A 20,959-nucleotide genomic window follows, 5' to 3' on the forward strand; every position below is an offset into this window, starting at 1 on the left:
GTGGTTTACGTCCTGTTCGCCCTCTTGACCTAACGTTAGGCGGTGAACGGGGGTATCATGCGCTTTCTGGATTCAATCGGTCCTCTTATGGCGAGCAGCGCCAAGGAACGCGCCAAGCAGGTTCCGGTCAGGCTGTTGCTGGCCAGCGTCGTCGCCTGGGCCATGTATGCGGCCGGCATGGAGCGGTGGATCCCCCTATGGTTGATGGCGGCGCTGTTCGTTCAGGCGTTCGAGCTATTTGCGATGGCGCCTTATCGACGCGCCGAACCGTCCAACGCGCGACTGCCGGTCGCGCTGGCCCTGGCGTCCACGACGCTTATGTCGGCGACTTATGGCGGTATGGCGCTGATCATCTGGTCGTCCAATCATCCGGCCCTGGTGACCCTGGCCGCCTTGACGCTTGCGGGCGGGCTATTGACCAATGTGGCGTCGGGGATCGGGTCGCGGACAGTCTTTTTCATCGGCGGCGGGCCCTATCTGGCGGTGCTGGCGCTGATGCCCGTGGTCAAGATCATCCAAGGCGACACCCATGGCGTCGTGGTGATGACCCTGTCGGCCGCCCTGTTCGCGGGGGCGATTCTGAACGTCTATTGGCGGGTGCACGCCGCACGTCAGGCCGAGGTTCAGTCCCGCGCTGAGGCCGAGCAACGGTTGGAGCAGGCGCAGGCGGCCATGGCGGATCGCGCGGCCATGGCCGCCATCGTCAGCCACGAACTGCGCACGCCCGTCAGCGCCATCCTGGCGGGCGCCCATGTCATTCGCGGCGGCAAGCTGCCCGAGCAGCGCGAGGAGACCGCCGACCTGATCATCGACGCGGGTCGCCTTATGACCGGGATGCTGAACGACCTGCTGGACCACTCCAAGATGGAGGCGGGGGCGATGTCGATGGAGAGCCGCGACTTCGAGTTGGGCGATCTGGTGCGCGACACGGCGCGATTCTGGGCGGCGCCGGCGACCGAGAAGGGACTGACGCTGGAGATGTCGGGGGGCGAAGGTGACGCCATCTGGCTGCGGGGCGATCCCTATCGTCTGCGCCAGATCATCAACAATCTGGTGTCGAACGCGATCAAGTTCACGCTGGCCGGCACGATCCGGCTGCAGGCCGCAGCGCCGGGCGCCGACGGCCGCCATCGTCTGACCCTGACCGTCACCGATCAGGGGGCAGGCATCACGCCCGAAGCCATGAGCCGGCTGTTCACGCCGTTCGCGCAAGGATCAGCCGAGGTGGCGCGCACCTATGGCGGGACGGGTCTGGGCCTGACCGTCAGCCGCGAGCTGGCGCGGTTGATGGGCGGCGACCTGACGGTCACGAGCGTGCCGGGGCAGGGGGCCGCCTTCACCCTGTGCATCGACCTGCCTGCGGGCGAGCCGACGCAGGCTGAAGACAGCCTGGACGCCGCGGCGCCGGTGCTGGCGCGCCGAATCCGGGTGCTGGCCGTTGACGATCACGAGATCAATCGGCGCACCATCGCCCTGGTGCTCCAGCCGCTGGACGTGGATCTGGCGACAGCCTCGGACGGCCATCTGGCGCTGTCGCTGCTGGCTGAGCAGGCGTTCGACGTGGTGCTGATGGACGTGAACATGCCGGGGATCGACGGCAATGAGGCGACGCGACGGCTGCGCGCCTCGGGCGGTTTGAATGCTGCGGTTCCGGTGATCGGGTTCAGTGCAGGGACCGAGGTCGAGCAGGTTCAGGCCTGTTATGCGGCCGGGATGACGGACTGGCTGGCCAAGCCGCTGGAGCCTCGGAAACTTTACGACGCCTTGCACAAGGCGACGTCGTCGGGCGCGCAGGCCCAAGCGGCTTAGGAGAGGGCTGCGAACCAGGTGCGCATGCGGTTAAGCGCCTCTTCAATCTCGGGCGTCGAGACGGCGAAACTGAAGCGGATGAAACGATGGCCATCCACCGGGTCGAAGTCGACGCCGGGCGCGGTGGCGACGCCGGTGTCGCGCAGCAACTGTTCGCAGAAGGCCACGCTGTCGTTCGTAAGATGGCCGATGTCGGCCCAGATGTAGAAGGCGCCGTCCGGTGGCGCGATCTTCTTCAGGCCGAGGGCAGGCAAGGCGTCCAGCATCAGCTCGCGATTGCAGGCGTAGTTTTGGATGTGGCCCTCCAACTCATCGACAGCGTCCATCGCGACCAGACCGGCATGCTGGCTGAGGCTGGGCGGGGTCAGGAACATGTTGCCGATATAGGCGCGGGCGGCGTCGATCTGCGTTTCCGGGACCAGCAGCCAACCCAGGCGCCAGCCGGCCATGCTCCAGTATTTGGAAAAGCTGTTGATCACCACGGCGTCGGGCGCGAACTGCAGCATCGACGGGGTCGGGCCGACGTAGCTGAGGCCGTGATAGATCTCGTCCGAGACGATGGCGATGTCGCGCGCGCGGCAGACCTCGGCGATGGCGGCCAGTTCGGCGTCGGGGATGATGGTGCCGGTTGGATTGGCCGGGCTGGCGATGATGACGCCGGCGGGTGCGGGATCCAGGACTTGGAGCTGGGCGGCGGTCAGCTGGAACCGGGTGTCGGGGCCGCAGGCGATCTCGACCGGTTCAAGGTGTAGGGCGCGCAGGGTGTTGCGATAGGCGACATAACCGGGACGGGCCAGGGCGATGCGGTCGCCGGGCTTGAACAGGGTGCTGAGCGCCAGGACCAGAGCGGGAGACGCGCCACAGGTCAGCAGGATGCGGTCGGGATCGACCGTAACGCCGTAACGGTCGTCATACAGGCGCGCGATGCGGGCGCGCAGGTCGGGGCTTTCCCAATAGCCCATGGCGTCAGCGTCCAGCACCTGATGCGCACGGGCGATGGCGGCGGCGGGGGCGCCGGTCGAGGGCTGGCCGAACTCCATGTGGATGATCGAGCGACCTTCGGCCTTCAGCTGGTGCGCCAAGCGGCTGACGGATATGGCGCGGAAGGGTTCGACCGTCATGCCAGTGCATCCGCTAGGCGCAAGAAGCCCGTCACATCGATGGTCTCGGCGCGGGCGTCGGGCTCTATGCCTGCTGCTTCGCACAAGGCGGCGCCGCCGAGCTGTTTCAGGCTGGAGCGGAGCATCTTGCGGCGCTGGCCGAAGGCGGCGGCGGTGACGCGTTCCAGCTTTTTCAGGCGTTCGGGCGACGGGCGTTCGTCCAGCGGGACCAGATGGACCACGGCCGAGGCCACCTTGGGCGGCGGGGTGAAGGCGGCGGCGGGCAGGTGCATGACGATGCGGGCGGTGCAGACCGCCTGGGAGATCACGGCCAGACGGCCATAGGCGTCCTCGCCCGGCCCGGCGGCCACGCGTTCGGCGACCTCCTTCTGGAACATCAGGGTCAGGCTGTGCGGCAACCACGGGCCGGTCAGCCATTTGATCAGCAGGGGCGTGCCGACGTTGTAGGGCAGGTTGGAGACCAGATGGGTCGGGCCGGAGACCAGATCAGCCTCCTTCACCTTCAGCGCATCGGCCTCGACGATGGTCAGGCGGCCGGAGCCGTCGTCCAGTTCGGTTAGAAGGGGGACGAAGCGCGGATCCTTCTCGATCAGGACCACGGGGCCCGCGTCGGATTCCAGCAGGGCGCGGGTCAGGCCGCCGGGGCCGGGGCCGACCTCGATCACCGCGCGGCCCTCGAACGGGCCGGCCATGCGGACGATCTTGCGCGTCACATTGAGGTCCAGCAGGAAATGCTGGCCGAAGCTCTTCTTGGCCGAAAGGCCGTGGGCGTCGAGGGTTTCGCGGAGGGAAGGAAGGTCGGTCACACGCCCTGTTAGCGCGTGGCGCGGGCCGCCGCCATCTCCGATGCCAGACGAATGGCGGCGATCAGGCTGTCGGGACGCGCGATCCCCTTGCCGGCGATGTCGAAACCCGTGCCGTGGTCGGGGGAGGTGCGGATGATGGGCAGGCCCAGGGAGACGTTGACCCCGCCCCAGAAGTCCAGCGTCTTGACCGGGATCAGGGCCTGATCGTGGTACATGCAGATGGCGGCGTCGTAGGTGGCGCGGGCCTCGTCATGGAACATCGTGTCGGCGGGCCTGGGGTCGGTGATGTCGATGCCTTCAGCGCGGAGCTGTTCGGCGACCGGGATCAGGATGTCGATCTCCTGAAGGCCTAGAGCGCCGCCTTCGCCGGCGTGCGGGTTCAGGGCGGCCATGGCCAGGCGTGGGCGGGCGATGGCGAAGTCGCGCTTCAGGCTTTCGTGGACGACGCGGGCCGTGCGAGCGACGCGCTCGGCCGTGACCAGTTCCGGCACCTGATCCACGGCGACATGGATGGTGACGAGACAGGCGCGCAGGTCTTGCGCCGTCAGCATCATCACCGGGCCGCGCGTGCCGGGGTAGGGCGCATCGGCGGTCAGTTCGGCGATGAACTCCGTGTGGCCGGGGAAACGGAAGCCCGAGGCGTACATCGGCGCCTTGGCGATGGGGGCGGTGACGACGCCGGACGCCTCGCCGGACAGGGCGAAGCTGACGGCCTCTTCGATCCCGTCCGCGACGGCGGAGGCGTTTTCGGGGTCGGGCCGTCCGACCTCGACCGGCGCGGGCAGGGGGCGGTGGATGACCGGAAGCGCCGAGGCGAAGCGGCCATGGCCGTCGCCAGGCAGATTAACTTCGACCACCGGCACGCCCTGGGCGCGCAGCAAGGCGGCGTCGCCTATCAAGGCGAAGGCGAGGGCCTCCGTGTTCAGGGCCTTCCAGGCGGCGGCCACGATCTCTGGTCCGACGCCGGCGGGTTCGCCGAGCGTCAGGACCAGGGGCGCGACCGCTGGGGTCACTTGAACTCGATCAGGGCGTCGCTGCGCAGGTCGCGCAGGTAGCGACGCTCCAGCACGGCCAGGTTCTGGCTGCGGAGGCGGTTCTCGACCTGCTGGCGGTTCGGCGCCTCCGGCCCACCCACGCGGCGACCGCAGACGGCGACGAGGTGCAGGCCCAGCGGCGTGCGTATCGGCGTGGAGACCGTGCCGATTTCGCCGGTGCGGGCGAACTGCTGGAACTGGGGCGCGAGGTTGGCGACGTCGGATTCGCCCAGATCAGCGCCTAGGACGCCCTCGGTCGCGCGCGCCTGGGAGATGATGTTGTCGCAGGTCAGGCCGGTCCGCATCGCTTCCAGCTTGGCGCCGGCGGCCGCGACATCGGCTTCCGAGGCCGTGTCGGGCAGTTCGACCATGACCTGACGCAGCGAGACCAGGCTGGTCGCGGCGCCGTCGCGCTTGTCACGCAGATACAGGATGTAGACGCCGCCATCGACGACGATGGGATTGGACAGCTGACCCGGTTGAAGCTGTTCCAGGACGGTCTGGACGGCGGGTTGAAGCGAATCCTTCACCACCCAACCGGCGTCACCGGGGACGCGGGCGTTGGCGGACGGGGCCGAGGAAAACTGTTGCGCGACGGCCTGGAAAGGCGCGCCGCCGATGATCTGCTGCACCAGTTGACGAGCGCCGTTCAGGGCCGGCTGGGCGCCCCCGACGCGGGCGGCGTCGATGTAGATTTCACCGATCAGGAACTGGGGCTTGGACGCCGCTTCGTTCAGGCGACGGACTTCCTGATCGACCTGCAGGGTGCTGGGGCGAGCGCGGCTGTTGAAACGGCCGGGAATCAGCTGGCCCCAGCCGATCTGGGTGCGCAGGTTCTCGCGGAAGGCGGCGGGCTGGATGCCGCCTTGTTGCAGGAACTGCAGATAGGCGGCGGGCGCCGTGCCGGCGGCGCGGGCCATTTCCGCGATTTCGGCGTCGACCTCTTCGTCCGAGACCTTGAGGCTCTCGAACTTGGCCATCTCCTGGGTCTTCAGGCGATCTTCGATCAGGGCGTTCAGCGCGGCCTGCTGGATAGCGGGCAGGTTCTGCTCGGTCGGCTGGACCTGGGACGAAGCGATCAGCATCAGCATGCGCTGGCGCAGGTCATAGCCGGTGATGATCTTGTCGTTGACGGTGGCGACGATGCCGTCGGCCATCTCGAACTGAGGTTCGGCGCGAGCGGCGGCCGGCGCCTCCTCCGCCGCAGGATTGGGCGCACCGGCCGCAGGGCCTTGCGCGGGAGCCTGAACGGGCGCGGGCGCCGTCTGGCCATGGGCAGAACCGGCGAGCAGGAACGCCGCGAGCGCAGCCCCCGTCGAATAACGCATCAAACCCATTGGTCGTCCTGATTCCTCACAGCGGTCCGCCAGCCAGGCCGGCAGGCGGTCGCGCCCCGTAAAGCGTCATGCTCAACGCATATCGCCCTGTCCATAACCTGAACCTCCGAAAGTGGCGAGGTTTAGGCGCACATAGATGCCTTGCGACGGGCCGCCGGGCCGCGCACGTGTGTTGTCGCGGCGGTAGCCCAGTTCGAAGCGCAGGCAATCGTCGTCGAAGAGCACGCCGACTTCTGATCGGGTGATCTCGTTCTGGTCCAGATCGGCGATGCCGGCGACAGCGACGCCCCAGTTGCCATAGACGAACTGTTGGCCCGCAAGCTGGACGAACTCATAGTTTCGGTTCAGCGGTCCATCGACGGGGTTCGACTGATCCAGGATGTAGCTGACGGTCGCCAGGTTGCGACGACCCCAGCGGCCATCGATCGCAGCCTCCGCGCGACGCACGTCGCCCGAACCATCGATGGTGGCGTGAACCCAGCTGCGGATGCGGTCGGACGGTGAATAGTCGCCCTGAACCACCCAGTCGGAGCTTTCTGAGGCCAGGCCTGTCGGATCGTAGAGACGCGCGGGGGCGTCGGGGATCGAGGTGCGGAAGTCGTTCTGCTGGTCGAAGCGATAACTGCGACCGACGAACAGGCTGGCCTTGCGGCCTTCGGCCCAGCGGATGGTGGCGCGCCCGCCTGCGGTCAGGCGAGCGCCGCCCTCCAGCAGGTCGTAGCCGGAGAAGCGGTCCATTCGGAACAGCGAGGATTCGTCCAGTTCCAGAACCTGGGAATCTTCGATGGGGATGCGGCGATCCAGGCTGACCTTGTTGGAGACGGACAGTTGTCCGACCGGCTCCAGGATGATGTCGGCGTCGCTGACGCGCTTGACCAAAGGATAGCTGACATCCACGCCGGCGCTGAGGCGCGAACGGCTGACGGTTGCGTCGCTGTCGATCCCCAACATCGGGGGCAGGTCGGACATGGAATAAAGATCGACGCGGGTGTCGATGAACGGCTCGATGCGTATGCCGACCGGCAGGATGATGGCGCGCCGCCATTCCATCTGGCCTGTGATGCGGCGGCTGTCGACGCCGCCGAGACCCGTAATGTCGGGGGGCACGATCTCAGGGTTCAGGATCGGCGCGCCGACGAATCTGTCGCGATAGAGAGACACGGCCGAGCCCTTGAGGCGTAGGCGCCCGCCAAAGACGAGTTCGTGCGGTTCCCAGCGCGCGTCGATCAGGGGCGCGACCAGAGGCAGGGTGTCGTCGTTCTCGAACACCTTGAAGCCGTTCGCATCGCGGAAGTCGTTCGCGGCGAAGGCCGAGTCGAGGCGCAGGCTCTGGATCGAGAAGGCCGCAACCGACACATAGGAGCGGTCGGTCTGGTGCTCGGCGTAGATCTGGCTGATCAGGCGACGGCGGTCGCCGTAGTAGAGGCCGTTGTCCTGATAGGGCGAGCGGATGTCGTAACGGTCAAACAGGGTCTTGTCCGAGGTCCGTTCGGCCGTGAACCCGAAGCGCCACGGGCCGGCGGGATCATACTCGCCGTGAGACAGGATATAGCTGCGGCTCTTGCGATCGCCGAATCTGACGTTGCTCTCGAAGTCGCCGTCGCGGTCCAGATCGAAGTCGCCGAAATCGCGTTCGTAGGTATAGCCGCCACGCGCCACGATCATGCCTTCGGCGAACCGGCGGCGCCATTGCAGGTTCAGCAGCGGCGCGACCTTGGTGTTGATCTGGGGGCTGATCAGCCAATCCTCGGACGGCGATACGACGTGAAGATAGGGAACCTCGACCGAGACGCCGCGCCCTTCGTCAAAGTTGGTGATGGGGACAAGCAAGCCCGAGGCGCGCTCGACCGACGGGTCGGGGTGAGCGAAAAAGGGCGTGTAGAAGACCGGCACAGGGCCGATATAGAAGACGGCGTTGCGATACAGGATAGCGCGAAGCTGCTCGTCTTGAACGACACGTTCCGCCTGGATCGAGATGCTCGGCCTTTTGGGGCCGCCTTCGTCGCAGACGGGGCAGGGGGTGAAACGAGCGTAGTTTAGTTCGCTGACGGTCTCGCTGCGGCGGACGGCTGTCGCCGCCATAAGGCTGGCGCCGTTGCCCAGGCGCGTGGCGAAATCGACGGCGACCCCGGTTGTCAGGTCTTTGTCCAGCTCCAGCCGGCTGGCGTAGACGACAGTGCCGCCGGGCGCGACGGCCTCGACATTGCCCTCGCCCGTGGCCGACCCGGCGTTCAGGTCATAGGAGAGATTTTCGCCGCGCAGCACATGACCGCGCGTGCGGACATAGGCGCGGTTCTCTGGCGTGCCGCTGACGATGATGTTGTCGCCCTCGCGACGGGCGTTGTCGGCGTCCACATAGATGGCCTGGGGCGGCAGTCCGTCAGCGGGCGCCATCATGGTCGTCGCTTGGGTCGTCTGGGCCAGGGCAGGCGTGGCGAAGGGCGCGCAGGCGACCAGGGCCGCACCGGCGAGAAGCCTTGCTCTGAAAGCGTTGAAGCGCCGATCGCGGCGATCACCCTGCATAGGCCATCCGTATTCTGAGAAGCGAGCGCCCGATTAGCCGTCTTCGGTGTAGAACAGCAAGGTAAAGGCTGAGAGCGCGGTCAAAACCGGCGGCAGCCAAGCGGCGACGAAGGGCGACACGACCTCGGCCGATCCCATCGCCGACGAAAACTGGTTCAGGAAGAAGAAGGCGAAGCCCAACACCACGGCCGAGACGCTCATCCGGGCCAGGTCGCCCAGACGCATCAACCGAAGCGAGAAGGCGGCGGCCAGAATCGACATGGCGGCGAACACCAGGGGCGTGGCCAAAAGCTGCTGGAAGCGCAGGCGGTAGGCCGTGGAGGTGAAGCCGGCGTTTTCGATGCGGCTGATCTGGTTGGGCAGCGACCAGAAGGGTGTGGATTGCGGACGCGCGAACCGGTCGAAGGCTTCCTCATCGGCCAAGCTGGAGACCAGGGTCAGGCTGGAATAGGTCACGGCGCGCTGGCCGATCTGGGCGCCGACCGCATCGGTCAGTCGCCAACTGCCCGCGTTCAGCGAGGCTGATTTGGCGTCGATCCGTTCGGAGAAGGTGCGGCCGCCGCCGGGCGCGGTCGTGTAGATGAAGAAGCTGACGTTCAGCAGGCGGGCGTTGGCGCGGTCCTGCTGTCCGGCGCGGATGATCATCTGGCGCTGGTCGTCGCCTTCGCGCAGCCAGATCGCTTCTTTCGGGTCGCCGCCGGGCGCTGTGCCGGAAATTCGGGCGCGCTCGCGTTGCCACAGGCCGTCGCCAGACGAGGCCATCGGACCCAGCACGGTGACGGTCAGAATGCCCAAAACAAAGGCCATGCCGGCCGCCGGGAGGACGAAACGCCAAGCGGACACGCCCGCGGCGCGCATGGCGATCAGTTCACTGCGGCGGTTCAGGCTTATGAAGGCCGACAGGGTGCCGAACAGGAAGACGAACGGCATCAGCTGCACGATCACCGACGGCGACTTCAGCAGCACCAGGCCGAAGATCCGCACAGCCGACAGATCCTGGGCCGAGCCGACGCCGCGCGAGACCTCGACGAAGTCGATCAGCATGACCAGGGCCGAGATCACGGTCAGGGCCACGCCAAGGGACTTCAGCTGCTGGACCAGCACATAGCGTTCGATCCCGCCAAGACGGGGAATGTGCGGCGAACGACGAGCGGAAGCGACGGCGGCAGTCATGCGAACTTCGCTTTCAGACCGCGCAGGGCGGCCGAGGTGCGGCTGCGTCGGGGCTTGAGCGCACGGAAAAGAACGCGCAAGGCGACGGCGATGGCGATGAGGGGCACGACATACTGGAGGATGTTCATCCAGCCGTTCCAGGCGCTGGCGGCGACGAGGCCGTAGCCGATGACACGCAGCAGCAGGAACAGGCCCGCCGCCTTGGCGATCCGCAGCGTATAGCCGGTCCTGCTGAAGGCGCCGCCCAGGATGGCGGACAGGGCCAGAGCCATGGCGACCAGGGCGTAGAGCGGCGAAGACAGGCGCGAATGGGCCTCGGCCAGCAGTTCGCCGCGCGATCCGGCGACCTCTACGATCTTGGCCGTCGGGTTCAACAGTTGGCGCAGATAAAGGTCCGTCGGCTTGTAGCGGATCGTGTCGGTGACGCCGACGAAGGGGGCGAGCGAGAAATCGTATCGTCCGAACGACAGTGTCTCCAGCACGCCGCCCGACGAGTAACGCTGGGCCGAGCCGTCGATCATGGTCAGGACCGGCGTCCCGCCTGCGTCGCGACTGAAGCGCGCCTCTGACGCATTCCAGGTCGTGACCTTTTCCTTGTCGTCCAGATAGACGAACAGATTCTTCAGCAGGCCGTTCTGCTCAATCTGCTGGACGTAGACCGTAAGGCCGTCAGGCCCCTGGACGAACTGGCCTTCTTCGACCAGTAGCGCGGCGAGATCAGTGCGAATGTCGAAGGCCTGACGTCGGGCCTCCTGCTGCGCCCAGGGCAACAGGAAGACGTTGACCAGCAGGGTGACCAAGGCGACCAGCACGGCGATGCGGGCGGCGGGCGAGATCACCTGCCAGCGCGTCATGCCGCCTGCGAACGCCGCCGTCAGCTCCTGCTCGCGTTGCAACCGCGTCAGGGCGATCAGGGCGCCGACGAAAAGCCCGATGGGCAGAATCACCGAAAGCAGTTGCGGCAGGGCCAGCAGGGTCAGTTTGATCATGACCCACACGCTCTGGCCCCGCTCCACGATGACCTGGAGTTGGTCGAGGCTCTGGCTCAGAATTCCGATTCCCGCCAGCGCTGCGCAGGCGGCGACCACGGGGAACAGGATCTGGCGAAAAAGGTATCTTTGAATCAGGGGCATGGGCGGTTGGACTTCGCCCGGTTGCAGGCGGCGATATTGAGGCGCATCTAGTAGCACATCAGGGCGCGTCCGCGACAAGCAGACGCGCCGTTGTCTTTTTGCTGTTGCAGACGCCGGGTGGGGCCTGGCTGGAGTTGTTTGAATGAAGATCGAGTTCGCCGCCGCCGTGGACGCCGCCGAGATTCTGGCGGTTCCGGTTTTTGAAGATCGTGCGTTTACGCCTGCTGGAACGGCTCTGGACGCCAAGACCAGCGGCGCCCTGACCAAGGCCGCCAGCAAGGGCCGTTTCACCGGCAAAGCCGGCCAGAGCCTGAGCGTCGCCGCACCGGCCGGGGTTAACGCCGACGCCGTGCTGCTGGTCGGCGCAGGCGCCAAGGACAGGCTGGACGACCTGGCGGTCGAGGCCTTCGGCGGCAACGCCTATGCGGCCGTGAAACTGTCGGGCGCCGAGGTTCTGACCATCGACGCCTCGGACCTGGCGCCGGAACAGGCTGCACGTGTCGGCTTTGCTGCACGTCTGGCCGCCTATCGCTTCGACAAATATCGCACGACGCAGAAGCCGGACAAGACTCCGTCGATCACGACGATCCGCGTCGTGACCTCTGACCTGCGCGCCGCCGAGGCCGCGCTGGAGCCGCTGTCGGCCGTCGCCGACGGCGTCATCTTCGCCCGCGATCTGGTGTCCGAGCCCGCCAACGTCCTTTATCCGGCCGAGTTCGCCAAGCGCGTCAAGGCGCTGGAGAGCCTGGGGCTGGAGGTCGAAATCCTGGGCGAGGCCGAGATGGAGAAGCTGGGCATGCGCACCCTTTTGGGTGTCGGCCAGGGCAGCCGTCGCGAAAGCCAGTTGGCGATCATGAAGTGGAACGGCGGCGAGGCCGGCGCTCAGCCGCTTGCGTTCGTCGGCAAGGGCGTCTGCTTCGACACCGGCGGCATCTCGATCAAGCCGGCTGACGGCATGGAGGACATGAAGTGGGACATGGGCGGCGCGGCCGCCGTGACCGGAACCATGATCGCCCTAGCCGGCCGCAAGGCCAAGGTCAACGTCATCGGCGTGCTGGGCCTGGTCGAGAACATGCCTGACGGCAACGCCCAGCGTCCGGGCGACGTGGTCGTGTCGATGTCGGGTCAGACGGTCGAGGTGATCAACACCGACGCCGAGGGCCGCCTCGTTCTGGCCGACGCCCTTTGGTACACGCAGGAGCGTTTCAAGCCGAAGTTCATGATCGACCTGGCCACCCTGACGGGCGCCATGATCGTGGCCCTGGGCCTGGATTATGCCGGTGTCTTCTCGAACTCCGACGATGTCGCAGATCCTATCCTGGCGGCGGCGAAGAAGGTCGGCGAGAACTTCTGGCGCATGCCAATCCCGGCCATTTACGAGCAGCACATCGATTCCAAGATCGCCGACGTGAAGAACACCGGCAACGGTCGCGCCGGCGGCTCGATCACCGCCGCCCTGTTCTTGCAACGGTTCACCAACGGCGTGCCGTGGGCGCACCTGGACATCGCTCCGACCGCCTGGGCCAACAAGAGCCCCAGCCCCACCGTGCCGGAAGGCGGCGTCGGCTTCGCCGTGCGCACGCTGGATCGCATGGTCGCTGACGCTTACGAAGCCTGATCGCCGGGGGTAGAGCCGGGTGAGCGACAAGCCCGAAATCTGGTTCTACCACCTGGAGCGCTCGACGCTGGATCAGGTGCTGCCGACCCTGCTCGAAAAGACGATCGAGCGGGGTTGGCGGGCGCTGATAAAGTCGTCGCATTCGCATCGGCTGGACGAGGTCGACGAGACGTTGTGGACCTTTCATGATCAGAGTTTCCTGCCGCACGGCCGGGCCGATCAGCCTCACGCCGACCGCCAGCCTGTGCTGCTGAGCGAATCGGGAGAGAACCTGAACGGCGCTCAAGCGCTGTTCATAGTCGACGACGCAGAACTGGGCGCGACGGAAGGGTTCGAACGATGTTTCATCATTTTCGACGGTCGGGACGAACCGGCGTTGCAGCACGCACGCGGACGCTGGAAGGCGCTGAAGGAGCAGGGCGCGAACCTGGCCTATTGGCGTCAGAACGACGAGGGGCGCTGGGAAAAGGCGGCCTGATCGGGCTGATCCTGCTGGCGGGCTGTTCGACGCCTGTCGCCGATGCGCCGGCGCCGCGCGCTGTTGAGCAGGCGCAGATGAATCCGCCTGTCGGCAGTCGCATGCCAACCGGACAGACGGACGATGTCTGCAAGGCGGGTGAGATGCAGTATCTCGTCGGCAAGTCGCGCACCGAAATCCCGGTTCCGGTGGACGTCGTGAACCGCCGCGTGACCTGCACCACATGCCCGGTCACGCAGGATTTTTCGGCCTATCGGCTGAACATCTTCTACAACGAGCAGACCGGCGTCATCGAACAGGTCCGCTGCGGCTAGTCGACCGCGACCCACAGGGAGACGATCATGAAGACCCTTATCAGCACACTGGCGGCCGTCGCCGCCCTGGCGCTCTCGGCTTGCGCGCCGACCCAAACCTCCGAACCCGTGCGGCAACCGCTGGAGACGGCAGTCAAGCCGTGCAAGGTCGAGGATTATCAGAGCTACGTCGGGCGCAATCGCTCGACCATCCCGACCGCGCCTGCAGGCCAGACGTTCCGCGTGCTTTGCACCACCTGCGCGGCGACGATGGACTATCGCGAGAACCGGGTGAACTTCGTTTATGACGAGGCGACGAGCATCGTGCGCGAAGTGAAGTGCGGCTGACGTTCAGCGTCCGACCATATCGCCGGGCCATAACGGCCCGCTGAACTTGGCGGTCAGATAGTCCATGAAGGCCGTGACCCGTGCAGGGCGTGGGCCGCCGCTGGGCGCCACCAGATGAAGCGCGATGGGCGGCAGGCGCCAGTCGGTCATCACTGTCTCCAGATGGCCGTCGGCGACGTCCTTCCAGTAGATGAAGTCCGGCTGGGGAAAGAGGCCTAGCCCCGCGCACAGCGACGCCGTCAAAGCGTCTGAGTTATTGGTTCTCAGTGGCCCGCGCGGATGCACCACCACTTCTTCGCCTGCGTCATTGGTGAACCGCCAGGTGTCGGGGCTGGGCATGTAGGCGTAGCCGAGGCAGGCGTGTCGGGCCAAGTCGTCGGGGTGGGTCGGACGACCGCGCTGCTCCAGATACGACGGCGAGGCCACCAGGGCGCGCGCCACTGGCCGCAGTTTGCGCGCCGTCAGCGAGGAATCCGCAAGGGCCGCGATCCGCAGCGCGCAGTCGAAGCCGTCGCCGACCAGATCGATCACCTCGTCCGACAGATGCAGGTCGATGGACACGTCCGGGTGGGTGGCCAGGAATTCGGGCAGGGCGGGGGCGACATAGGCCATGCCGAACGACATGGGCGCGGCCAACCGCACAAGGCCGCGCGGAGTGACGGACATGTCCAACGCCTCGGACACCGCGCCCTCGGCCTCGGCCAGCATGTGCGCGGCGCGGGCGGCCAGGGTTCGGCCCGCATCGGTCAGGGCGAACCTGCGTGAGGTGCGGTGTAATAATGTGGTGCGAAGTTGCTGCTCCAGCCGTGTCACCGCCTTGGACACCGTCGCCTTGGACAGGCCCAGGGTCTCGGCGGCGCCGGAGAAGGACTGGCTGTCGGCGACCTTGGCGAAGATGGCCAGGGCTTCAAGGTCGGGCAGGCGGGACATGGGCGGCTCTGCGGTGCGAAACGATGAGTTTCGGTTGTTTCTATTTCTGATCGGTCCCCGATCTCTATCTTGGCGTCAAGCAAAGGCGTCGGACGGTTCCGACGCGAAAGGACGAGTTCGATGATCGAGCGCAGACCGTTTGAATCCCTTGGCGGCGCCAACCACGGCTGGCTGAACGCCAAACACCATTTCTCCTTCGCCAACTACTATGATCCCAAGCGGATGAGCTGGGGCAATCTGCGTGTCTGGAACGATGACGAGATCGCCGCCGGCTCTGGCTTCCCGCCTCATCCGCACGCCGACATGGAGATCATCACCTATGTCCGCGACGGGGCCATCACCCATGAGGACAGCCTGGGCAACAAGGGCCGCACCGTCGCTGGCGATGTGCAGGTCATGAGCGCGGGCACCGGCATCCGCCACGCCGAATACAACGCCGAGCCGGAGCTGACGCGGATCTTCCAGATCTGGATCGAGCCGACCAAGCGTGGCGAGGCGCCCAGCTGGGGCTCCAAGCCCTTCCCCAAGGGCGAGCGGTCGGGTCAGTTCGTGGTCCTTGCCTCGGGCTTCGAGTGTGATGAGGACGCTTTGCCGATCCGCACTGATGCGCGGATCGTGGCGGCGACGCTGAAGGCCGGCGACAGCGCCGACTATGCGCTGGGCGCCGACCGTCGAGCCTATCTGGTTCCGGCCAAGGGCGAGGTCGAGGTCAACGGCGTCAAGCTGAACGCTCGCGACGGCGCAGCCATCGCCCAGGAGGATGTCGTGACGGTCAAGGCGTTGTCGGACGCAGAAATCGTGCTGGTGGACGCCGCATGATTTTAGGATCAAGCTTCACGGTCGGACCTGATCCGACCGTGAAGTCTGCACCGACAACCGAGGAATGAGAATGTTCAATCAAGTGAATGGCTGGTCTTCTCGCGCGCTGGCGGCGCTGAGGATCGTGGCCGGTCTGCTGTTCCTGGCGCATGGCGTCGTCAAGGTGTTCGGCTTTCCTGCTGGGGCCGAGCAGGGTCAGCAGGAGCTGTTGTCGCTGTTCGGCATCGGCGGCCTGATCGAACTGGTCACCGGCCTTCTACTGATCTTGGGCCTGTTCACGCGTCCGGCCGCGTTGATCGCCTCGGGCCAGATGGCGGTAGCCTATTGGATGTTCCACTTCCCGCGCGATCCATATCCGGCGGTTAACGGCGGCGATGCTGCCATCCTGTTCTGCTTCGTCTTCCTCTACATCTTCACGGCCGGTCCTGGTGCGTGGAGCATCGACAACCGTAGCGAAAGACGCTTCTGACTTGTGAGAATAACAAGGGCCGCTGCGCTGTCCGGCGCGGCAGCTTTTTCGTGTCTAAAGGGTCGCCGCCCAGTCTGCTGCGCGGACCAGGCTGTCGACGATGCCCGGCTCGGACGAGGCGTGGCCGGCGTCGCCAACGATGTCCAGATGCGCCTCTGGCCAGGCTCGGTGCAGCGCCCAGGCGCCCGAGATCGGCGTCACCACGTCGAACCGGCCCTGCGCGATCCAGCAGGGGATGTGGCGCATCCGGTCCACGTTCTTCAGCAGCCAGCCGTCCTCCTCGAAGAAGCCGGCATTGGTGAAGAACCAGTTCTCAATCCGCGCGAAGGCGACGGCGAAGTCAGGTTCGGCGAACTTTTCCGGTTTGGCGTTCGGGCCCTCGACGCTGACGGTCTCGCCCTCCCAGCTCGACCAGGCGACTGCGCAGCGTTCACGTTCGGCCACGTTGTCGCCTATCAGACGTTTGTAATAGGCGGCCATCAGGTCGCCGCGCTCGGCCTCGGGGATGGGGGCGACGAACCGTTCCCAGGCGTCCGGGAAGATCATCGAGGCGCCGTCCTGGTAGAACCAGTGCAGTTCCTTCTTCGTCAGCAGGAAGATGCCGCGCAGCAGCAGGGCCAGAACCCTGTCCGGGTGGGTGATGGCGTAGGCCATAGACAGGGTCGATCCCCAGGAACCGCCGAACACCACCCATTTGTCGATGCCGCATAGCGCCCGCAGTCGCTCGATGTCGTCGATCAGGGTCCAGGTGGTATTGTCCTCCAGCGAAGCGTGAGGCCGCGACAGGCCGCAACCGCGCTGGTCGAACATGATGATGCGATAGACGGCCGGGTCGAAGAAGCGCCGCATGCCGGGGTTCACCGCGCCGCCCGGCCCGCCGTGCAGCACCAGGACAGGCAGGCCTTGGGGATTGCCGGATTCCTCGTAATAGATCTCGTGCACGCCCTCGGTCGTCATCCAGCCCGAGGTGTAGGATTCGATCTCGGGGTGGAGCACTCGACGCGGCTCGGTGGGCGTAGGGAAGGCCATGAAGGAACGGTCTTTCTGCGAGGACGAAGCGATTAGGAACGAAGCGCGGCGATGGCCAGGCAGACCCAGCCGGCGATCATCAGCAGGCCGCCGATCGGGGCGACGGCGCCGAAGGCGGGGACGCTGAGGAAGGCGATCAGGGCCAGCGAGAGGCAGAAGACCAGTCCCCCGATCGCGCTCAGCCAGCCGGCGATACGCGCCAGCCGACCACCCGCGATCCATTGGGCGCAGCCGAAGGCGAAGACGGCGTGGATCAACTGATACTGGCCGCCGGTGGTCAGTAGGGACTTCACCTGAGGCCCTGCGCCGTGAGCCGCAAAAGCGCCCAGGGCGATGGCCAGGACGCCGTTGAGGGCTGCGAAGAGGATCAGGTTGCGACTCGCTGTCATCCGAGAACCCTAGCCCGGCGAATCCCGAATGTCTGCGACCTATGAGGGGTTCAGCCCACGCGAGGCAGGGGCGTCAGGTGGCTGGCCATTGCGGAAGCGGCGGCCTTGATGCCCTTGCGTACCGCAGCTTCGTTGGCGGGAGCAGGCGCGCGCAACAGACCGATGGACGGCGTCAGCGGCCCGTCCGGCAGGTCGGACAGGACGCGATAGAGAAGATAGGATCCGACGTCTTCCTCGACCTCGGACGTGGCATCCGCCGAAAGCCCGGCGGCGGTCAGGGCACGAACCATGTCGGCGACAGGGGCGGTCGTGCGGGCGATGCCGGGGCCGGTGCGCGACAGGCGGTCCTTATAGTCCAGGGTCCGGTTCTCGGCGCGCATCTGAATGCGGAAGCCATCGCCCTTGTGCGTGCGTCCGACCAGCAGCACGGCGCGACATTCGCCGCTGCCCAGGCGCGCGGCCAGCGTCGAGGCGAGGACATCGGGATCAGCGGCGGCGATGGGAACGGAACGCGCGCCAATGGGGCTCCAGATTTCGCCGGACAGGTTCTCGACCAGATCCCAGCCGCCGTCCTCGCTATCGTAGGTGCAGATGATGATGCCTGGGCGGCGGTCAACGCTCGCAGGGCCGTCGATATCGTTCATCGTGCCGGCCATAGCCCCATCCATGACAGTTCGGTGACGCGCAGGAGGCTGTAACTTCCCAACGTCGTCAAGCCCTGTTGATCCTTAACCCAGGTCGCCCACGGCCGCATCAAGCAACATGAAGGCGCGACCGCTGTCGGAGGCCAGGCTGCTCTGCACGGCCGCGCTGTCGCCGGCGCGGGCCGAGGCCGAGAGCATCACGGCGAAGTTGCGGACATAACGTTCGGCGTCGGCGCGCAGTTCGGCGTCACTGAGCACGCGACGCGAGACGCTGCGAACGGCGGCGGGGGCGACGCGGCGTACAATCTGACGCGCGGCGTCAGGATCGCCCTTGCTTATCGCACGGGCCGCCTCTTCGACGCGTGAGCGGGGCAGCAGGGCGTTGGGATCCACGCCCATACGCCGGATGGCGGCGGCGACTCGTTCTGACAGGGCCTCGGCCTCGGCGGGCGAGGGGGAGGGCGTGTCCAATTCTAGCGGGGCCTCATTGTCGTCGCCGGACACCAGATCGCTCCAGTCCAGTCCTTCGCTTGCGGTCTCTCGCGGCGTCTCGGCGGGCTCAAGGCGAAGACGGCTGCGCAAACCGAACCGACGCTCCTCTACCGGCGGCGCCGGCGGAGGGGGCGAGCGTGACGCGCGCGGCTCGGGACGCGCTTCAACTTCAGGGGTCGGTTCGCGACGGCGAGGCGGAGATGATGCATCGCCAGACACCACGCCCATCAGACGTACGGCCTCGGTCAGCATGTCGTAGTTGCGGCGCACCCGTTCCTGGAAGCCGACATCCAGCGCCTCGGTGTCCTCGGCCGCCTTGCGGGATGCGGCGGACAGTGAGGCCAGGCCGTCCTCGACCGTCGCGCGTACGGCGTCGGCGCGGGCGCGGGCTTCCTGCGGCAGGCGCGAGGCGCGTTCGTCGATGTCCGCGACGGCGGTGTCGATTTCTGACAGGGCCGAGCTGAGGCGAGTGACCAAGGTCTCCAAGCGGTTGGCCATCCGCTCGCCGGCCTCGTCCACCAGGCCGGAGGTTTCGCCGACGATGCGACGGGCGTCCGCGATGCGGGCGTCAGCGGCCTGATCGGCCTTCTGGGCGGCGTCGAACAGGGATTCGCCCAGTCGATCGGTGCGAAGCCGAGCCTGTTCGGCCGCGTCGGCGGCGGCCGCGCGGGAATCCTCGGCCGTGGCGCGCATCTGCTCCAGCGCGCGACGGGTCTCTTCCATCAGGGCGTCGCGGGCTTCGGCGGCCAGAGCCTCGAAACGGTCCAGGGCGACCTTGGTGGCGGAATCAAAGCCGTCGGCCTCGCGTTGCGACATGTCCACCAGGGCGCGGAACTGATCGGCGGCGGCCTCGACCAGGTCGCGCATCGACTCGACCGAGGTCTGGGACGTGCGATCCAGATCGCCGGCTGCGGTGCGGGTGGCGGACAGATGTTCGACCAACTGGGCGCGCTGGCTCTCGACCTGGGCGGAGAAGTCCTCCTGATCCGTGCGCAGGGCGTAGGCGGCGGTAACCAGGGCGGCGCGTTGCTGACCCAGGCCTTCCTCGACCGACTGGATCTGTTCGGCGACGCCGGAACCGGCGTTCTCAAGTCGTATAGTCTGGCGCGCCAAGTCGTCGGAGGCGACGCGGGCAGCGTCCTGAGCCTCGCCGGCGGCGGCGGCGAGATCGGCGGCGCGGGCGGCAAGCGCTGCCTCGGCCTCGCGCAGTTGCGCCTGGGCCAGGTCGGAGGCGTCGGCGACCATGCGCGACTGGCGCTCGACCGCGTCGATGACGCCGGACGCCTGGGTGTCCAGGTGAAGGCCCAGCGTCTGCATCTGGTCCCGCTCCCGACCCAGGTTTTCGGTCAGGCGGCGGGCGGTGCGGCCGGCGTTCTCGGCGGCTTCATTCAGGCGAGTGGTTTCCTCGGCCAGGGCCTCGCGCAACATGGACATGTCGTTGCGGGCGCGTTCGGCGGCCAGGGCGGCATGGTCGATGTCGGCGCGCAGAGATTGCAGGACCTCGCCGGTCTGCTGGGCGGCGAGGGCGGTGGGGGCGACCAGGGCCTCGGCCAGTTGTCGGGCGCGGCGAGTCTCGGCGGCCAGACCCGCGCCTTGGCGCACGGCATGGGCCAGCATGATGGCGAGGCCCGCGGGCGCCAGGGCGATCAGGGCGTAGATGGCGATCCGCAACGGGTCCAGCTCCGCTCCGCCCGCGCCGAACTCATAGGCGGCCCAGGAAGCGACGCCGCCGATCCACAGGGCGGACGCGATGCCGGCGATCAGATAGGCGTGACGACCGGACGGCTCGGCCTGGGTCTTGGTCGAGACGGTCTTCACCACAGGCGGTTTGGACAGTTCGAAGGTCGCGGGCGGCTTTCCGGCGGCGACCGCCATTTCGACGGATGCCGTCGATTCCGGCATAGGCTCGGCGGTCAGTTCAGGCGGGACGACCGAGGCCGGTTCGGCGATAGGGCCGCGCGCGGCGGTCTCGGCGCGTTCCTGGGCCAGACGTTGCTCTTCCAGCAGGCGACGGCGACGGCGCTCGGACATCGGCGCTTCGAACGTCGGCTGAATGATCTCCAGCTCGGGCTCGGGGATTGGTTCGAGCTCGGGCGTCGCGTCGTCCGACGGCGTTTCGTCGGCAGTCGACAGTTCGACGGGGATTTCGACCTCGTCGTCGGTCAGCTTCAGCGGCGGCCGTTTGGGAGACTTCATCAGCTCTAAAACTCGATCTCTACGCGGGCGCCCGACAACGCCGATGAAACCCTAGAGCATGATTGGTTCGGACGGAACCGACTCGAACGCGATCAGCAGTCGCGCCTGGTTTCCGACAGGACGGCCGAGGACGATCCGGCGTCGCGACATTCGACGACACGGCGGACTTCGCGGTCGGAATGCGACGGGGTGTGGGTGTCCACGCCGAACTGGGACAGGACGGCGGCGGCCAGAAGCGCGATGAAGCCGGCGATCAGTTCGACCAGCGCCTGCATTCCACCCTCCCTCGCGGCCCGAATGGCCACGCTCCTTATGCGC

At 66.8% G+C, this 20,959-nt stretch carries 20 protein-coding genes; 7 read left to right on the plus strand and 13 right to left on the minus strand.

The window, feature by feature from the left end; translation table 11 throughout:
* Nucleotides 1-57: 57 nt before the first annotated feature.
* Nucleotides 58-1,809, plus strand: coding sequence for an ATP-binding protein (locus WC597_RS05305; RefSeq protein ID WP_372692233.1), 1,752 nt, complete (start codon nt 58-60; stop codon nt 1,807-1,809).
* Here the strand turns inward: WC597_RS05305 and WC597_RS05310 are convergent.
* From WC597_RS05310 to WC597_RS05340, 7 genes are all read right to left on the minus strand, one after another.
* Nucleotides 1,806-2,930, minus strand: coding sequence for a pyridoxal phosphate-dependent aminotransferase (locus WC597_RS05310; protein WP_372692234.1), 1,125 nt, complete (start codon nt 2,928-2,930; stop codon nt 1,806-1,808). The genes WC597_RS05305 and WC597_RS05310 overlap by 4 nt on opposite strands.
* Entirely contained in the window at nt 2,927-3,736 is an 810-nt protein-coding gene (gene rsmA / locus WC597_RS05315; protein WP_372692235.1) for a 16S rRNA (adenine(1518)-N(6)/adenine(1519)-N(6))-dimethyltransferase RsmA, read from the minus strand. Before rsmA ends, WC597_RS05310 begins: the two co-directional genes overlap by 4 nt.
* Before the next feature lie 8 nt (nt 3,737-3,744).
* Complete coding sequence (gene pdxA / locus WC597_RS05320; RefSeq protein WP_372692237.1) at nt 3,745-4,749, minus strand: 4-hydroxythreonine-4-phosphate dehydrogenase PdxA; 1,005 nt, start codon at nt 4,747-4,749, stop codon at nt 3,745-3,747.
* Nucleotides 4,746-6,107, minus strand: coding sequence for a peptidylprolyl isomerase (locus tag WC597_RS05325; RefSeq protein WP_372692238.1), 1,362 nt, complete (start codon nt 6,105-6,107; stop codon nt 4,746-4,748). Before WC597_RS05325 ends, pdxA begins: the two co-directional genes overlap by 4 nt.
* A 72-nt stretch (nt 6,108-6,179) precedes the next feature.
* On the minus strand, nt 6,180-8,630 hold the full coding sequence (locus WC597_RS05330; RefSeq protein ID WP_372692239.1) for an LPS-assembly protein LptD: 2,451 nt from the start codon (nt 8,628-8,630) through the stop codon (nt 6,180-6,182).
* 33 nt (nt 8,631-8,663) lie between these two features.
* Complete coding sequence (gene lptG, locus WC597_RS05335) at nt 8,664-9,803, minus strand: LPS export ABC transporter permease LptG (protein ID WP_372692240.1); 1,140 nt, start codon at nt 9,801-9,803, stop codon at nt 8,664-8,666.
* The gene (locus WC597_RS05340; RefSeq protein WP_372692241.1) at nt 9,800-10,936 is read right to left on the minus strand and encodes an LptF/LptG family permease; all 1,137 of its coding nucleotides are present in this window, start codon (nt 10,934-10,936) and stop codon (nt 9,800-9,802) included. The genes lptG and WC597_RS05340 overlap by 4 nt, the downstream gene beginning before the upstream one ends.
* A gap of 142 nt (nt 10,937-11,078) precedes the next feature.
* Between WC597_RS05340 and WC597_RS05345 the strand changes: the two genes are divergently transcribed.
* From WC597_RS05345 to WC597_RS05360, 4 genes are all read left to right on the plus strand, one after another.
* Nucleotides 11,079-12,554, plus strand: coding sequence for a leucyl aminopeptidase (locus WC597_RS05345; RefSeq protein WP_372692242.1), 1,476 nt, complete (start codon nt 11,079-11,081; stop codon nt 12,552-12,554).
* Nucleotides 12,555-12,573: 19 nt separating this feature from the next.
* Nucleotides 12,574-13,032, plus strand: a complete 459-nt coding sequence (locus WC597_RS05350) for a DNA polymerase III subunit chi (protein ID WP_372692244.1) — start codon at nt 12,574-12,576, stop codon at nt 13,030-13,032.
* A gap of 143 nt (nt 13,033-13,175) precedes the next feature.
* Complete coding sequence (locus tag WC597_RS05355) at nt 13,176-13,346, plus strand: hypothetical protein (protein ID WP_372692245.1); 171 nt, start codon at nt 13,176-13,178, stop codon at nt 13,344-13,346.
* 27 nt (nt 13,347-13,373) lie between these two features.
* Entirely contained in the window at nt 13,374-13,673 is a 300-nt protein-coding gene (locus WC597_RS05360) for an I78 family peptidase inhibitor (RefSeq protein WP_372692247.1), read from the plus strand.
* Nucleotides 13,674-13,676: 3 nt separating this feature from the next.
* Here the strand turns inward: WC597_RS05360 and WC597_RS05365 are convergent, their stop codons facing one another.
* Nucleotides 13,677-14,603: a LysR substrate-binding domain-containing protein gene (locus WC597_RS05365; RefSeq protein ID WP_372692248.1), complete on the minus strand. Its 927-nt coding sequence runs from the start codon at nt 14,601-14,603 to the stop codon at nt 13,677-13,679.
* Between the two features lie 120 nt (nt 14,604-14,723).
* On the opposite strand from WC597_RS05365, the gene WC597_RS05370 reads away from it, so the two are divergent.
* Both WC597_RS05370 and WC597_RS05375 read left to right on the plus strand, forming a co-directional pair.
* The gene (locus WC597_RS05370) at nt 14,724-15,422 is read left to right on the plus strand and encodes a pirin family protein (protein WP_372692249.1); all 699 of its coding nucleotides are present in this window, start codon (nt 14,724-14,726) and stop codon (nt 15,420-15,422) included.
* 70 nt (nt 15,423-15,492) lie between these two features.
* Nucleotides 15,493-15,891 (plus strand): DoxX family protein, encoded by a 399-nt coding sequence (locus WC597_RS05375; protein WP_372692250.1) that lies wholly within the window; start codon nt 15,493-15,495, stop codon nt 15,889-15,891.
* Between the two features lie 54 nt (nt 15,892-15,945).
* Here WC597_RS05375 and pip read toward each other — a convergent pair whose 3' ends face one another.
* From pip to WC597_RS05400, 5 genes are all read right to left on the minus strand, one after another.
* Nucleotides 15,946-16,920, minus strand: a complete 975-nt coding sequence (pip, locus tag WC597_RS05380; protein ID WP_372692251.1) for a prolyl aminopeptidase — start codon at nt 16,918-16,920, stop codon at nt 15,946-15,948.
* Between the two features lie 32 nt (nt 16,921-16,952).
* Nucleotides 16,953-17,309: a DUF423 domain-containing protein gene (locus WC597_RS05385; protein ID WP_372692252.1), complete on the minus strand. Its 357-nt coding sequence runs from the start codon at nt 17,307-17,309 to the stop codon at nt 16,953-16,955.
* 50 nt (nt 17,310-17,359) lie between these two features.
* Nucleotides 17,360-17,965 (minus strand): hypothetical protein, encoded by a 606-nt coding sequence (locus tag WC597_RS05390; RefSeq protein ID WP_372692253.1) that lies wholly within the window; start codon nt 17,963-17,965, stop codon nt 17,360-17,362.
* Between the two features lie 72 nt (nt 17,966-18,037).
* The gene (locus tag WC597_RS05395; RefSeq protein ID WP_372692254.1) at nt 18,038-20,641 is read right to left on the minus strand and encodes a tipN; all 2,604 of its coding nucleotides are present in this window, start codon (nt 20,639-20,641) and stop codon (nt 18,038-18,040) included.
* A 92-nt stretch (nt 20,642-20,733) separates the two neighbouring features.
* The gene (locus tag WC597_RS05400; protein WP_372692256.1) at nt 20,734-20,916 is read right to left on the minus strand and encodes a hypothetical protein; all 183 of its coding nucleotides are present in this window, start codon (nt 20,914-20,916) and stop codon (nt 20,734-20,736) included.
* Nucleotides 20,917-20,959: the final 43 nt, after the last annotated feature.

This window comes from Brevundimonas sp. (assembly GCF_041648115.1).
Taxonomy (GTDB): Bacteria; Pseudomonadota; Alphaproteobacteria; order Caulobacterales; family Caulobacteraceae; genus Brevundimonas.

Coding starts and splice junctions, on each gene's coding strand:
- WC597_RS05355 (WP_372692245.1), top strand. CDS start 13,176: ATGCAGTATCTCGTCGGCAAGTCGCGCACCGAAATCCCGGTTCCGGTG.
- WC597_RS05370 (WP_372692249.1), top strand. CDS start 14,724: ATGATCGAGCGCAGACCGTTTGAATCCCTTGGCGGCGCCAACCACGGC.
- WC597_RS05360 (WP_372692247.1), top strand. CDS start 13,374: ATGAAGACCCTTATCAGCACACTGGCGGCCGTCGCCGCCCTGGCGCTC.
- WC597_RS05305 (WP_372692233.1), top strand. CDS start 58: ATGCGCTTTCTGGATTCAATCGGTCCTCTTATGGCGAGCAGCGCCAAG.
- WC597_RS05385 (WP_372692252.1), bottom strand. CDS start 17,309: ATGACAGCGAGTCGCAACCTGATCCTCTTCGCAGCCCTCAACGGCGTC.
- pip (WP_372692251.1), bottom strand. CDS start 16,920: ATGGCCTTCCCTACGCCCACCGAGCCGCGTCGAGTGCTCCACCCCGAG.
- WC597_RS05365 (WP_372692248.1), bottom strand. CDS start 14,603: ATGTCCCGCCTGCCCGACCTTGAAGCCCTGGCCATCTTCGCCAAGGTC.
- WC597_RS05325 (WP_372692238.1), bottom strand. CDS start 6,107: ATGGGTTTGATGCGTTATTCGACGGGGGCTGCGCTCGCGGCGTTCCTG.
- WC597_RS05330 (WP_372692239.1), bottom strand. CDS start 8,630: ATGCAGGGTGATCGCCGCGATCGGCGCTTCAACGCTTTCAGAGCAAGG.
- WC597_RS05400 (WP_372692256.1), bottom strand. CDS start 20,916: ATGCAGGCGCTGGTCGAACTGATCGCCGGCTTCATCGCGCTTCTGGCC.
- WC597_RS05395 (WP_372692254.1), bottom strand. CDS start 20,641: ATGAAGTCTCCCAAACGGCCGCCGCTGAAGCTGACCGACGACGAGGTC.
- WC597_RS05310 (WP_372692234.1), bottom strand. CDS start 2,930: ATGACGGTCGAACCCTTCCGCGCCATATCCGTCAGCCGCTTGGCGCAC.
- lptG (WP_372692240.1), bottom strand. CDS start 9,803: ATGACTGCCGCCGTCGCTTCCGCTCGTCGTTCGCCGCACATTCCCCGT.
- WC597_RS05390 (WP_372692253.1), bottom strand. CDS start 17,965: ATGGCCGGCACGATGAACGATATCGACGGCCCTGCGAGCGTTGACCGC.
- WC597_RS05340 (WP_372692241.1), bottom strand. CDS start 10,936: ATGCCCCTGATTCAAAGATACCTTTTTCGCCAGATCCTGTTCCCCGTG.
- WC597_RS05375 (WP_372692250.1), top strand. CDS start 15,493: ATGTTCAATCAAGTGAATGGCTGGTCTTCTCGCGCGCTGGCGGCGCTG.
- WC597_RS05345 (WP_372692242.1), top strand. CDS start 11,079: ATGAAGATCGAGTTCGCCGCCGCCGTGGACGCCGCCGAGATTCTGGCG.